The 14,022-nt window shown below is 61.8% G+C and carries 9 protein-coding genes; 1 reads left to right on the top strand and 8 read right to left on the bottom strand.

Going from position 1 to position 14,022, the window contains the following annotated elements; genetic code table 11:
• Window positions 1-47 precede the first annotated feature (47 nt).
• The 8 genes from ACP15N_RS01060 to miaA all read right to left on the bottom strand — a co-directional run bounded on the left by ACP15N_RS01060 (window position 48) and on the right by miaA (window position 13,097).
• A complete protein-coding gene (locus ACP15N_RS01060; protein WP_425090366.1) occupies window positions 48-2,459 on the bottom strand; it encodes a GcvT family protein in 2,412 nt (803 codons plus the stop codon).
• Window positions 2,460-2,619: 160 nt separating this feature from the next.
• Window positions 2,620-4,482, bottom strand: coding sequence for a BCCT family transporter (locus ACP15N_RS01055; RefSeq protein WP_425090365.1), 1,863 nt, complete (start codon window positions 4,480-4,482; stop codon window positions 2,620-2,622).
• A 432-nt stretch (window positions 4,483-4,914) separates the two neighbouring features.
• The gene (locus ACP15N_RS01050; protein ID WP_425090364.1) at window positions 4,915-6,993 is read right to left on the bottom strand and encodes a dipeptide ABC transporter ATP-binding protein; all 2,079 of its coding nucleotides are present in this window, start codon (window positions 6,991-6,993) and stop codon (window positions 4,915-4,917) included.
• A gap of 75 nt (window positions 6,994-7,068) precedes the next feature.
• Window positions 7,069-8,229, bottom strand: coding sequence for an ABC transporter permease (locus ACP15N_RS01045; RefSeq protein ID WP_425090363.1), 1,161 nt, complete (start codon window positions 8,227-8,229; stop codon window positions 7,069-7,071).
• 10 nt (window positions 8,230-8,239) lie between these two features.
• The gene (locus tag ACP15N_RS01040; protein ID WP_425090362.1) at window positions 8,240-9,331 is read right to left on the bottom strand and encodes an ABC transporter permease; all 1,092 of its coding nucleotides are present in this window, start codon (window positions 9,329-9,331) and stop codon (window positions 8,240-8,242) included.
• Window positions 9,332-9,411: 80 nt separating this feature from the next.
• A complete protein-coding gene (locus ACP15N_RS01035) occupies window positions 9,412-11,085 on the bottom strand; it encodes an ABC transporter substrate-binding protein (RefSeq protein WP_425090361.1) in 1,674 nt (557 codons plus the stop codon).
• Between the two features lie 243 nt (window positions 11,086-11,328).
• Complete coding sequence (locus ACP15N_RS01030) at window positions 11,329-12,153, bottom strand: AraC family transcriptional regulator (RefSeq protein ID WP_425090360.1); 825 nt, start codon at window positions 12,151-12,153, stop codon at window positions 11,329-11,331.
• A gap of 56 nt (window positions 12,154-12,209) precedes the next feature.
• The gene (gene miaA, locus ACP15N_RS01025) at window positions 12,210-13,097 is read right to left on the bottom strand and encodes a tRNA (adenosine(37)-N6)-dimethylallyltransferase MiaA (protein WP_425090359.1); all 888 of its coding nucleotides are present in this window, start codon (window positions 13,095-13,097) and stop codon (window positions 12,210-12,212) included.
• Window positions 13,098-13,228: 131 nt separating this feature from the next.
• On the opposite strand from miaA, the gene pyrH reads away from it, so the two are divergent.
• Window positions 13,229-13,978: a UMP kinase gene (gene pyrH, locus ACP15N_RS01020; RefSeq protein WP_425090358.1), complete on the top strand. Its 750-nt coding sequence runs from the start codon at window positions 13,229-13,231 to the stop codon at window positions 13,976-13,978.
• Window positions 13,979-14,022: the final 44 nt, after the last annotated feature.

Below are 14,022 nucleotides of genomic sequence, written 5' to 3'. Positions count from 1 at the left end.
ATCGGAATTTCAGTTTCCGGCTGGGATACCTTCGCACCTGACGAAGATCAGCCGCGCATCCGCGCCCCGTCGGCATCGAAAAGCGGCGTGGTGATAAGACGTGCCGCATGTCGTGTACCAAGGATCTCGATCTCTGCCTCCAGCCCGTCCTGAGCGACTTCACGCGGCACGAACCCAAGCGCGACCGACCTGCCGGAATGATGTGCGAACCCGCCCGAGGTGCAGAACCCTGCCACCTTGCCGTCAAGCCAGATCGGCTCATAGGCCACGACATCCGCGTCATCCGCCGCCACCTCAAACGCGTGCAGCTGCCGCGCAGGCGGGGTGGTGCGTTCCGCCTCCGCGGCGGCGCGGCCGATGAAATCGCTGTTTTTGGTGAACGAGATGAACCGATCGAGACCGGTTTCCGCAGCGGTGTAGTCGGGGGAATATTCGCGGCTCCACGCACCAAAGAATTTTTCCAGCCGCAGGCTCATCATCGCGCGCATGCCAAACGGACGCAGCCCCATCGGCTCCCCGGCCTGCCACAGCGTTTGGAACAGGTGGCGTTGCGCGGGTGCGTCGCAATAAATCTCATACCCCAGATCGCCCGTATAGCTGACCCGTTGGACGATGCAGTCGGCCATGCCCACCGTCATGTGCCGAACATCGAAGAACCGCAGCGCGTCGGCATTGACGTCCGCGCGGGTGCAGGCGGCCAGCAGGTCCCGCGCGCGCGGCCCCGCGATCTGAAAGCCGAGGCGCGTGTCCGACAGGTTTTCAACCGTGACACCGTCCTCGGCATGGGTGTCGAACCACCGTGTGTGGAACGCCTGCGCGCCGTAGGAGGCGATCAGCTGAAACTCCGTCTCCGACAGGCAGGATACCGTGAAATCGCCATAGATCCGACCCGAGGGCGCAAGCATCGGGGTCAGCGACAGACGCCCGGGCTGCGGGATGCGCCCGGCCATGATCCGGTCCAGCCAGGCGCGCGCGTTCGGACCCGTGACGCGATACTTGCCGAAGTTCGACAGCTCGTTGATCCCCACCGCGCCGCGTACGGCTGCCACCTCTGCGCCGGTTGGCCCAAACGCATTGGACCGGCGGAAACTCGGGGTTTCATACCGCGCGTCGCCGTTTCGTGCGAAGTAATTCGCCACCTCCAAACCATAGGTCTGCCCCCAGACCGCGCCCATCCCATCGAGCAGGTCATGCACCGGCGAGGTGCGGAAGGGACGCGCGGCAGGCAGTTCCTCGTTCGGGTAGGAGACAGAGAACCGGTTCTGGTAGTTCTCGACCACCTTGGGCACGGTATAGCCCGGGGTCGTCCAGTGCCCGAACCGCGCCACGTCCAGCGCGCGCGGATCGCGCTCCGTCTCGCCGGTGGTCATCCATTGCGCCAGCGTCAGGCCCACGCCGCCACCCTGGCTGAAGCCCGCCATCACCGCGCAGGCCGCCCAGTAATTGCGGACCCCCGGCACAGGACCCACCAGCGGGTTGCCGTCCGGCGCGAAGGTGAAAGGCCCGTGGATTACCGACTTCACGCCCGCCGTTTCCAGAACCGGGAACCGGTTGTAGGCAAAGGCGATGCTGTCCTCGATCTTGTCGAACGCATCGTTCAGCAACTCGTGCCCGAAATCCCACGGCGTGCCATCCACGGCCCAGGGCTCGCATTTCTTCTCATAGAACCCGATGCACAGCCCGCGTCCTTCCTGTCGCAGATAGCTTTCCCCGCCCGGGTCGATCACATGCGGGAATTCGCCTTCGCGCTCGTAAATCTGCCGGATGTCATCGGTCACGATATACTGGTGCGCCATCGGCAGGAGCGGATGGTAAACGCCGACCATTTCCGCCACCTCCCGCGCCCAGAGGCCCGCCGCATTGACCACATGCTCGGCGATCAGAACGCCCTTGTCGGTCACGACCTCCCAGCCCTCGGCATGGGGGGTCAGGCGTTCCACCTTGGTGTGCAATTCGATCTCGGCCCCGCCCATGCGCGCGGCCTTTGCGTAAGCGTGGGTTGTGCCCGAGGGGTCGAGATGCCCGTCCAGCGGATCGTAGAGCCCGCCAACGATCCCCTCGACATTCACGAGCTCCGCACGTGCCTTGATCTCATCCGGCGACAAGATTTCGGTCTCCAGTCCCATGTAGCGGTGCTTGGCACGCTCGGCCTTCAGCATGTCGAACCGGTCCTGTGTATCGGCCAGCGTGATGCCGCCCACGTGATGCAAGCCGCAGGACATCCCCGTAAGCGCCTCCAACTCCTTGTAAAGCCCGATCGTGTACCCCTGAAGCGCCGCCATGTTGGTATCGCCGTTGAGCGTGTGAAACCCGCCCGCCGCGTGCCACGTTGACCCCGAGGTCAGCTCCGACCGCTCCAGCAGAACCACATCCGACCAGCCCAGCTTGGTCAGGTGATACGCGACCGAGCAGCCGACGACACCGCCGCCGATGATGCACACGCGTGTGTGGGTTTTCATGATGCGCCTCCTGCCATTTGTCTCAGGCTGGGGGCAGGGGGTGCCTTTGGGCAAGCCCGTTCCCGACATGCCAGCGTCGGTTTGCGCCGGGGCGCCGGAATGCCCGCAAACGAAAAAGGGCGGGGAACACCCCGCCCGATCTCGAACTTGTGCGCGCGGCTTACTCGGCCGGTGTGGCGTCCGGCGCGCTGGTCGGCTCCACATGGGTCGTTTCCAACCCGTGCTTCAGCCGCTGACCGTCCTTCCAGATCGCCTTGATCAGCGACAGCCCCATCAGGACCATCACAAGGCTGAAGGGCAGTGCCCCGATCACCATCGCCGTCTGGATCGCGCCCAGACCGCCCGCGATGATCAGACCGCCCACCACGAAGGCCAGCGCCGCCCCCCAGAACAGGATGTGCGGACGCGCCTTGGGGCCTTCGTCACCCGCGGCATTGATCGTGTTGATGATCAGAACCGCACTGTCGGCAGAGGTGACCAGATAGGTCAGCAGCAGGATGACGATCAGGATCGACATCACATAGGCCAGACCTTCGGACAGGATCACCGCCAGCATGGCGAACAACTGATCCGACTGGCCCGCGCCCTGAATGGCACCATCGGCAACGCCGCTCAGTTCCAGATCGATGGCCGTACCGCCCACCATGGCGAACCAGACAAAGCACATGATCGCGGGAATGATCAGCGCACCCAGCACGTATTCCCGGATCGTCCGCCCCTTGGAGATACGCGCAAGGAACACGCCGACGAAGGGCGCAAACGCGATCCACCACGCCCAGTAGAAGATCGTCCAGGCCCCTTGCCAGCCCGACAACCGGTTCTCGGTCGCCGCCGCATAGGTCGCGGCAATGTCGCCCGCGGGCAGGGCAGCAGCGGAAGCAGGCAGCCCCTCGGTGAAGGAGGCCAGCGTGCCCCAGGGGCTCTTGGCGGCCTCCACCATCGCGGTCAGATCCTCAGCGGGCAGGGACTGCACCGTAGCCGGCAGGCTGGCGACAATCGCTTCGGTCGAACTGCCCACCCAAACGGTGAAGATATTGCCGGGGATCGACACGAGGTAATCCCACATGCCGACAAACAGCGCCTGCAATCCGAAGAAGGTCGAGCCGAAGATCAGGAAGAAGATCAGCACGAAGAAGCTGAGCCCCATGTTGATGTTCGACAGCCACTTGATCCCCTTGCCCACGCCGGACAGGGCCGACAGGGTCGAGGCCCCCATGATCACGGCGAGCGCAAAGATGATCCCGAGTGTGGACGACGTCTGTGATCCGTCTGCCGTGGTCGTGAACAGCCAGTCGCCAAACCCGATGCGCGACAGGCCGGATAGGAACTGCTCCACCCCGAAGCCAAGCGTTTGCGACACACCCAGCACCGTCGCCACAACCGCAACGATATCGACAACATGCCCGATCGGACCTGACAGCTTTTCACCAAACAGAGGCGTCAGGGCCGACCGGATGGTAAGCGGCAGGCCGCGCCGATAGGCAAAGAACCCCAGGGCCAGCCCGACGATTGCATAGGACGCCCAAGCCGCCAGCCCCCAGTGGGTGAACGACCAGATATAGGCCTCCCGCACGTTTCCTGCGGTCGATCCTTCTAGCTCACCGGTGATGGTGGCGGGGTTTGCCCCCCAGTGATACATCGGCTCGGCGGTGGCGAACGTTAGCATCCCGATCCCGATCCCGGCCCCGAACATCATCGAGAACCATGAGAAGTTCGAGAATTCCGGGCGGTCGTCATCGTGCCCGAGCCGCAGTTTGCCCGCCGTGGGCCAAAGCGCCAGCGCGAAACACAGGATGACGAAGAACGCCATCACATAGACGTACCAGTAATTGAATGTGGCCAGGATGATCGTGTTCAGCGATCCCAGCACGCTTGCGGCTTGGTCGGGAAATGCGATCGCCCACAGGATCAGGCCGCCCACAAGCAGCTTCCCGGTAATCGCCACGTCCTTCGTAAACCCGCGGTAAAAACCGCTCTCCGCGACCTTGATAGGAAGGTCGGTGACAGGTGGTTTGACAGGCATTTTTTCTCTCTCCCTCGGAAGGCAAGTCTGAAGCCTTCCGCAAAATGATGCGCCATTATTGATTTGTCTCGGGGCAGGGGCGCTCAGGGGTCCAGCGTCCTGAATTCGACCTGCTCGGTCAAGGTTGAAACCGACCCAATTGCCGCGAAAACGGACGTCAAAGGGCTTTAAAACGCCGTTTTCACCCAGTCCGCCCGGATAACTGGTGCGACACGATTTTGTCTGTTTGCGACATGGGTGCTGATTCCATGCCGGGTCGCGACGGAGGGAACCGCCTGCAATCACCACGGACAACAGCAATTCGGAACGACGCTGTTCGCCGCTTCAGAACGCTCTCGAACGTGCGCGGTGAACGCGCGCGCAGTTTTGCTACAAAATGTAAAACAGGCGATTTTCGAGCGCTACAAAACGTACAAAACCGGCCCAACGCGGTTATTCGGCGGTGACCTTGATCACCGGCGTCATCTCGTCGAAGACCTCTGTGCTCAGGTGGCACTTGATCTGGTGCCCGGTCTCGGACGTCTGGATCGGGGGCACCTCACGCTCGCACAGATCCCCCGGCACCCGATGTTTCCAACCGCACCGGGTCTGGAACGGGCAGCCGGTCGGTGGGCTCATGGCGGACGGGATATCCCCTTCAAGGACAATGTTTTTCTTCTCGACAGAGGTGTCCGCAATCGGCACGGCCGACAACAGGGCTTCGGTGTAGGGATGGTACGGGGGGGCGAACACCTCGTCCGTTGTGCCCAGTTCCACGACATGGCCCAGATACATCACCATGACCCTGTCGCTGAGGTACCGCACAATGCTAAGGTCATGAGAAATAAAGAGAAGTGTCGTCTTGTTCTCCCGCTGGATCTCCATCAGCAGGTCCGTCACAGCCGCCTGAACCGACACATCGAGTGCGCTGACAGGTTCATCCGCGACCACGATCTTGGCCTCTCCGGCAAACGCGCGCGCGATCCCCACGCGCTGCTTCTGGCCACCTGACAACTGCCGGGGCATCCGGTCCGCGAACGCCCGTGGCAACTTTACGAGGTCCAGAAGTTTCAGCATGCGCTCATGCCGTTCGTCCTCGGAGTCCCCAACGCCAAAAATCTCGAGCGCGCGAATGATTTGCCGTCCGACTGTCATCGATGGGTTCAATGTGTCGAACGGGTTCTGGAATACCATCTGAACGTTCGAAACCGTGCTGGTTTCGCGGTCCTGGATCTCGGTGCTCTGCACCTCCCTGTTGTCGATCAGGATTGTGCCGTCGGTGGCGGTTTCCAGCCCCATCAGGACCTTGGCGAGGGTCGACTTCCCGCAGCCGGATTCTCCAACGATTGCAAGGGTTTCACTTTCCCGCGCCTCGAAGCTCAGGGTCTCGTTCGCCTTCACGACCTTCTTGTCGCCGCCGAACAGCGCACTGGCTGCGACCTCGTAGTATTTCTTCAGGTTGTCGATCTTCAGAACGACTTTGCCGGGCTCGGAATTGATCTGACCGCCCGCCGCCTTCGGCGGAGCGGTCCAGTCAATTTCCTGGAACCTCAGACAGCGTGAGGCATGCCGGTCGTCGCCTGCAATCTCGGCCATTCCGATCTCACCCTGATCGCATCGCCCCTCTTCGAAATAGCCGCAACGCGGCCCGAAATTGCACCCGGGCGGGCGTTCATGGGGCAGGGGAAAGTTGCCCGGAATGGCCACCAGCGGGCGCGCGGTCTTGTCCGCCCCCGGCAACGGGATCGACCGGAAGAGCGCCTGTGTATATGGATGCCGCATCTTGTCGAACACATCGTTGATGGACCCTGTTTCCACCGCTTCGCCGGAATACATCACGCACAACCGGTCGCAGGTTTCGAGCACAAGTCCCAGGTTGTGCGAAATAAACAGCATCGAGGTGCCGTATTTCTTGCCCAGATCCTTCACCAAATCGACCACAGCGGCCTCGACAGTGACATCCAAGGCGGTGGTCGGCTCGTCGAGGATCAGCAAAGCGGGGTTGGCCATCAACGCCATTGCGATCACGATCCGCTGCTGCTGACCGCCGGACAGCTGGTGCGGAAAGGATTTCAGCATCCGCTCGGGATCCGGCAGGCGCACATCCGTGACCACCTCAAGCGCGCGCTGATAAGCGTCGGATTCCGACAGCCCCTCGTGGATCATCGGCACTTCCATCAACTGCTTGCCGATCTTCATCGCCGGGTTCAAGGACGCCATGGGCTCCTGATAAATCATCGCAATCTCGCGCCCGCGGATCTTGCGCAACTCCTCGGGGGACATCGTGTTCAGATCGCGCCCCTTGAACTTGATGGACCCCCCGACAATCCGCCCGTTCACGCCCAGGTCCTGCATGACACCCAGCGCCACGGTGGATTTTCCACAGCCCGACTCTCCCACGAGGCCCATGGCCTCTCCAGGTTGCACGGTGCAGGAAAAATCCATCACGGCCGGAATCTCGCGCAGTCGTGTGAAGAACGAGATCGAGAGGTTTTCGATCTCGAGGATCGGGCCGTCATAGGTCTCGGTCATTTGGGATCCTCTCGTTTCTTTTGTGCGGAAATACCTCGGGGGTCCGGGGGCTGGCCCCCGGTCGCGCGCGCAGGGTCAATCCTTCATGCTTTCTTCGCGCAAGCCATCAGCCAGCAGGTTCAAGCCCAGCACCAGACTCATCAAGGCCAGTGCAGGCGGCAGGGCGGGATGGATATAGACGGACAAGAGCCGCCGACCTTCGTTGATGGTCGACCCCCAATCCGGGCTTTCCGGGCTGACGCCCAGACCGAAGAACCCAAGCGTACCCAGAAGGATCGTCGTGTAGCCGATGCGCAGGCAGAAATCGACGATCAGCGGGCCCCGTGCATTGGGCAGGATTTCCCACAGCATGATGTACCAGGGGCCCTCGCCACGGGTCTGGGCGGCCGCAACGTAATCCCTTGTCTGGATGTCCAGAACGATGCCGCGCACGATCCGGAAAACGGTCGGCGAGTTCACAAACACCACCGAAACGAACACGATCAGGACGTTCGGCGGCATGGAAATGATGCCGAGCGGGTCCGCGTTGAACGCCAGACCCAGATAGAGCCAGCCGCCCAGAACAACCGTGATCGCCACGAACAGGTTGCGCTTGGCCGGTTGCGTGAAGTACCGCGAGTTCCACAGCACGATCAGGAACAGGATCGGGAACAGGAAGAGCACCGCGGCCATGTAGACCGGGATGCCGGTCGCCACGATCTCGGGTGTGACCAACAGGTAGAACAGAAGGATCACCGGAAAGGCGAGGACCATATTGGCAATAAAGCTCAGCACCACGTCCAGCTTGCCTCCAAAGTAACCCGCCGGCAGGCCCAGTACGATGCCGACCATGAACGCGAACAACGTGGCGGCAGGGGCGATCTTGAGCACCTCTCGCGCCCCCATCACCATGCGGCTGAACACGTCGCGGGCCAGATTGTCTCCGCCGAACAGATAGTGGGTGAACCCCTCGGCCCCCTCCGGCACCGGCGTGCCGGGTACCTTGTTCTTCATGCCCGACAGAACCTGGATCGGGTCATGGGTGATGATGATATCGGCAAAGATGGCGGTATAGATCCAGAACATCACCAGCGCGAAGCCGGTCATTCCGATCGGGCTGTCAAACAGCTTGCCATACAGACCAAGCCGACGCTTGTAGACGATCGACAGCATGAAGGTTGCAATCAGCGACACCCAGACCGGCATGAACTGCAGAAACACCTGGGTCCAGATTTCAAGGGAGGTCATCGGTTCCATCGGTCTCTCCTCATGCGATCCGGATACGGGGGTTGAGGAAGACGTAGCCGATATCCGAGATCAGCTGTGTCACGAGAACGACCGCGACAGCCACCACCGAACATGACAGCAGCAACTCGATATCATTGTTCGAGGCCGCTTGGACAAGCGTCCAGCCGAAGCCCTTGTAGTTGAACAGCGTCTCGACGATCACCACGCCGGTCAGCAGCCACGGAAATTGCAGCATGATCACCGTGAACGGGGCGATCAGCGCGTTTCGCAAGGCGTGCTTGATGACGATGTTCTTGAAACTGACGCCCTTGAGGCGCGCTGTTCGAATATACTGCGCGGTCATGACCTCGGCCATGGAGGCCCGCGTCATCCGCGCGATGTATCCCATGCCGTACAAGGCCATGGTCAACACCGGCAGGGCAAAATTCTCGAAGGTTGCGTTTTCCGCCGCCGACGCAGCCGATCCTTTCAGGATGGTGCGCCCCTCGATCAGGCCCCATTCCTTGAACAGCGGGGATAAGCCGGCTGTGGACGAGGCAAAAAGCACGACAAGAACCACGCCAGAGACGTATTCAGGCGTCGCCGTGGTCGCGATGGAAAAGGTCGAAAGCGTCCGGTCCGTGCGCGACCCCTCCCGCATGCCGGCAAGCACCCCGACGAGCAGGGCAGACGGCACCATGACCACCATCACCCAGAACATGAGTTTGCCCGTCAGCGCGAGCCGTTCCGAGATCACATCACCGACAGGCGCCTTGAACACCGTGCTTTCACCGAAATCCCCCTGGAGCACGCCGCAGAAAGTTGCAGGCGGCGGGCTGCCTGCGGGCAACAGACCATCGATGCAGCGCCCGCGCAGGCCACCATCCTCTGCCTCCCGCGTCCAGCCGGGTACAACGCCCAGCCACTCGCCATAGCGTAGGATCATCGGCCGCGCGAAACCGTTGCGGTCCAGCCAGCTTGTCACCTCGGCATCGGTCATCCGCACCGATCCTTCGGATTTGGCGAGCTTTTCGAGGTTCGGGCCCAGATTGGTCAGAAAGAAGACGATGAATGTGACGCACAACGCCGTCAGCAGCATCACGCCACTGCGGCGCAGGATGAAGAGCAACATGGATCAGTTCCTGCGATGAGGACGTGCGAAAAGAGGCCACCCCGCCAGGCGGCCTCTCTGGTTTGCGCGTGCGCGAGAGATCAAGCGGCGAAGCCGAGCTTGTAGACGTGGATCTCGTGGCTTGGGTGTTTTTCAGCGTTAACCACATCGCCCCGGTGGTGATTGTAGAGCGAGCGCCAGTAGGGCTGAATGATGACACCTTCGTCGCGCAGGATCTGCTGCACGCGGGTCATGACCGCGCGGCGGGCATCAGCATCCGCGATCGACAGGGCTTCGGCCAGTGCGGCGTCAAAATCCGGGTTGGAGAACGCGGTTTCGTTCCACGCCTCTCCGGAGCGATAGGCCAGCGCGAGGATCTGCACGCCAAGAGGGCGGTGGTTCCACGACGTGGACGAGAACGGATACTTCGTCCAGTCGCCCCAGAACGTTGCACCGGGCAGGATCTTGCGCTCCACAGACAGACCGGCATCACGCAGCTGTGCCGCAAGGGCATCTCCGGTGCTGGACAGCCATTCCTCGTCGGGCGTGATGATCTCGTGCACGTAATCGCCAAGACCCGCTTCCTCGATCATCGCGACCCCTGCTGCCGGATCGTAGGGTGCCGGGCCAATATCGGCGTATTCGGGGTGGATCGGACAGACATGGTGGTTGGCCGCCGTTGTGCCCTGATTGTTGTAACCAAGCTCCAGCAGAACCTTGTTGTCCACCGCCATTGCAAGGCCCTGACGCACGCGCGCGTCGGCGTAGGGTGTCACACCGTCCACTTCGGCAAGCTGGTTGGGGCGCAAAACAACTGTCGCTCCAGTCACAGCCTCGGTTCCGGTCCAGCCAATGGCTGTGAAAAGATCCACGAATTCGCCGGTGGTTTCATAGGTCAGATCGAATTCCTCGGCCTCGGCACCTGCCATCCACGTGGCGGGATCCGCGCCAAAATCGATAAACTCGATCCGGTCAAGGTAGGGGCCGCCGTAAACTTCGGTGCCCCACCATGTATGGTCCGGGTTCTTTTCGATAACGGCCTTCACGTTCGCCTCGAAGCTGACGGGCCGGTAGGGGCCAGTCCCGATACCATGGTCGAACGGATTGCCGCCGGTGTAGGTGGCGTCGGTGATAGCAGCCGGATAGTCCGCCATGTTTGCAACCACGGTGATGTCCGGAGCGGACAAGGTGAGCCTCACGGTCAGGTCGTCGACAATTTCGATCGCGCCCTCACGCGCCTGCCCGGTGTCGGCATCAATCAGGCCCGAGAAACGCGCTGCCATGGAGTTGCCCTCCAGCGACGTGTCACACCACCCCGCCACGTTCCGCGCCACGTCCTCGGCCGTGAAAGGCTCGCCGTTGTTCCACGTTACGCCCGGACGCACGTTCAGCGTATAGACGGTCGCATCCTCGTTCACTTCCCAACTTTCCAGAAGCATGCCCCGGAAGGTCCCGTCCGCGTTGTATTCCACGAGATACTCAAGGAATCCGCGCGAGTGATTGCCGAGTTCCGACCAATCATATGTCCGGGGTTCCTTCATCGCCTTGACCAGATGCTGGATCCGCAATGTCCCCCCCATGGCCGGGGTCGCGCCGTGTCCGGCGGCCGCCGCAGGTTTTGCCCCGATCATCAGGTGCGCGGTCGCTGCTGTGGCTCCCAAAGCGGTTGCATAGGACAGAAACTCGCGGCGGCTCAGTTTGCCGTCTTGGCAATCGCGTGCGTAGGTCGCGATTTGCGGGTGCAGCGGTTTTCTGTTGATGGTCGTCGATGTCATCTGGTCCTCCCTTAGGACAATTATGTCGATCATTTGGCCTAAACCCCTTTGTTTGCGCGCAGATATGCACGCAACCCGAGGCTGCCGCCTGAAGGAACTTTTTCGTGTTGCCTTTAACTCAACGGATATTCCGGCAAGCGTCAACAGCCAGACCCGACGAATAATGGTAATTTTTCGACACATGGGTGTCGCAAACAGACGTTCGGTTGATTTGCAAGCGGTTTGGCCGCGCTTGACCTAGCGTCAGTGCGGACGAAGCGCCTTGGTGCCGGTGTTGGGCGCTGCGGGATCGGTCGTTGCATTCCGTGCGGCGCTCGGTGTTTCGCCCATTCGTGCCCCGAACGCCCGGGTGAAGTAGGCGGCCGACCGGTAGCCAAGTTGCCGCGCTATGCTGTTGACGGGTTGGCGTGTCTCTTTCAGGCGGCGTCGCGCCTCTGAAAGCAGGCGATCCTGCAGGTAGCTGGACGCGCCTTGACCCGTTTCTGCCTGGCAAACCCTCGTCAGATGCGTCGCGGTAATGCCAAGCCGATCCGCATAGTCGCCAACGGACGGGCCATCCAACGTACCGTTTGCGATATCCTCTTCGACCAGCGCCATGAACCTCGCCGACAGCTGTTGGGATTTCGTCTCGGTCCACGAAGGCGCCCCGCTCGCCTCGTACGCGCGATCCAGCGCGATGCACAAAAGGTTGGCATGCGCAGCAACAGCGCGATCAGCGCCCTTACGAGCGGCGGTGCGTTCTTCCTCGATCTGGTTCAGGTGATGCGTCAGCGTCCGTTGATCCTGCGCCGCCAAGCTGCGCAGCAGGCGCGGCTCGGATGGCAGTTCCGGCACGGACGCGGGGTCAAGCCGCAGCTTCGTGCCAAAGACCGGTCCGGAAAACTCGAACCGCATTGCATGGTGTGCGGGCACGAACAAGTAACTCGGCGGCGTAAGACCCCGGGTGCGCCCGGACAGGATGACCCGGCCTTGTCCGCGCGTCAGCGAAAACAGTACCGGTACGTCCTCTGCATGCAGAGACGCAAGTCGCCAGTTTCCAGTCGATTGTATCGCCGCGAGAGAACTCACGCGGAATCGGTGCCCCATAGCCATGCAGAAAGGTTAACGCCTGCACGGACCCGCGCCTAGAGGTCCTGCGCAAAGATACGCGTCCAGTTGCTCATGCGCGCCTTAAACCATGTCCTCTGACGTTTGGCGAACTGACGCGTCGCAATCTGGGCCCGTAAGACAGCCTGCTCAAGCGGCACCTCCCCACGCAGATGCGACAGCAGTTCCACGGCTCCAATGGCGCGAGTCCACGGTGCTCCGTCCTGCCAATGGGCCGCATTGGCGCGCACTTCTTCCAAAGCGCCCTTGGTCATCATGGCTTCGAAACGGCGATCGATCCGTGGGGTCAACCAGTCCTTGGGGGCCTCAAGAACAATCGCCGCCGCAGATCCGAGTGCAACAAGGGGTGCAGGTTTTGTGGCCTGCCAGTCCGAGAGGGGACGCCCCGTGGCCTCGAACACTTCCCATCCGCGCTGAACCCTCATCGGATTTTCCAGGTCGATCCGGTTCGCCAGCACCGGGTCGCGGCTCTTCAGTTGGGCCCGCATACCGGGGAAATCCTGTTCTCGCAGCGTATCCGCGCGCGCGCGGATCGTGCGCGGTATCTCGGGAACATCGCTCAGACCTTCGGTGAGGCTGGACAGATAAAGCCCTGTTCCACCGACGATAATCAGCCTGTCACCTAGCTCTGTTAGTGCCTTGACGTCGCGCAGCCAGTCGCCGACGGAGTACGCCGGCGTGCACGGGGCATGCCCATAGAGCGCGTGTGGCGCGCGGCTGAGCTCATCAGTGTCGGGACGCGCGCTCAGGATGTTCCAGCACGCGTAGACCTGAAGCGCATCCGCGTTCACGATCACGCCCCCGCAAGCTTCTGCGATCCTCAGCGCGAGCGCAGATTTCCCGGAGGCTGTCGGCCCGGCAATCAGAACCGTCTGGTTGGGTGGAATTTTGAACGGGTCAAACATGGGTGTGGCGTTTCAGAGCGGGCCCATGCCGTTGGTTCGGGGGGCGAGAATGCATTGGCCGTTGATCCCGGCGCGTGTTCGGCGCACTTTGCGCCCGGCAAGAGACAGGGACAAGACGGAAGGTCACCGAGATGAGCGATGCAGGCACCCCAACCGGCGATGATGCTCCGGTCAAGTACAACCGCGTTCTTTTGAAGATCTCGGGCGAGGCGTTGATGGGGCCGCAAGGCTTCGGATTGCATCCTCCCACGGTGGAACGGATCGCGCGCGAGGTAAAATCAGTGCACGATCTGGGGGTCCAGATTTGCATGGTGATCGGCGGCGGCAACATTTTTCGGGGCTTGCAAGGCTCCGCGCAGGGGATGGAGCGGACAACCGCCGATTACATGGGCATGCTCGCCACCGTGATGAATGCTCTCGGAATGCAGGCCGCGCTGGAGGGCCTGGGTGTGCATACACGTGTGGTCAGCGCAATCCCGATGGATCAGGTATGCGAACCCTACATCCGGCGCCGCGCCGTTCGGCACCTTGAAAAGGGCCGCGTCTGCATCTTTGCGGCCGGCACGGGAAACCCGTATTTCACCACGGATACAGCGGCGACCTTGCGCGCGTCTGAGATGTCCTGTCAGGCTATTTTCAAGGGAACAAAGGTCGATGGCGTCTATGACAAGGACCCGGTCAAGCACGACGACGCCAAGCGGTATGAGACGATTTCCTATGACGAGTGCCTCGCGCAGCATCTTGGGGTGATGGATGCCTCTGCCATCGCGCTGGCGCGCGACAACAACCTGCCGATCATCGTCTTTTCGCTTGATGAGCCAGGGGGATTCCGGGGCATTCTGGCAGGCGACGGGACCTACACGACCGTGACCGAGACCTGACAGCAACGTCCGTGCACAGCCTTAAACCTGCCGTTATCGAAACC

This window comes from Tropicimonas sp. S265A, from assembly GCF_049800835.1.
Lineage (GTDB): Bacteria > Pseudomonadota > Alphaproteobacteria > Rhodobacterales > Rhodobacteraceae > Dinoroseobacter.
The sequence above is the reverse complement of the archived record's forward strand: the minus strand, read 5'-3'. Positions and strand labels throughout refer to the sequence as shown.

Coding starts and splice junctions, on each gene's coding strand:
- ACP15N_RS01060 (WP_425090366.1), bottom strand. CDS start 2,459: ATGAAAACCCACACACGCGTGTGCATCATCGGCGGCGGTGTCGTCGGC.
- ACP15N_RS01055 (WP_425090365.1), bottom strand. CDS start 4,482: ATGCCTGTCAAACCACCTGTCACCGACCTTCCTATCAAGGTCGCGGAG.
- ACP15N_RS01050 (WP_425090364.1), bottom strand. CDS start 6,993: ATGACCGAGACCTATGACGGCCCGATCCTCGAGATCGAAAACCTCTCG.
- ACP15N_RS01045 (WP_425090363.1), bottom strand. CDS start 8,229: ATGGAACCGATGACCTCCCTTGAAATCTGGACCCAGGTGTTTCTGCAG.
- ACP15N_RS01040 (WP_425090362.1), bottom strand. CDS start 9,331: ATGTTGCTCTTCATCCTGCGCCGCAGTGGCGTGATGCTGCTGACGGCG.
- ACP15N_RS01035 (WP_425090361.1), bottom strand. CDS start 11,085: ATGACATCGACGACCATCAACAGAAAACCGCTGCACCCGCAAATCGCG.
- miaA (WP_425090359.1), bottom strand. CDS start 13,097: ATGTTTGACCCGTTCAAAATTCCACCCAACCAGACGGTTCTGATTGCC.
- pyrH (WP_425090358.1), top strand. CDS start 13,229: ATGAGCGATGCAGGCACCCCAACCGGCGATGATGCTCCGGTCAAGTAC.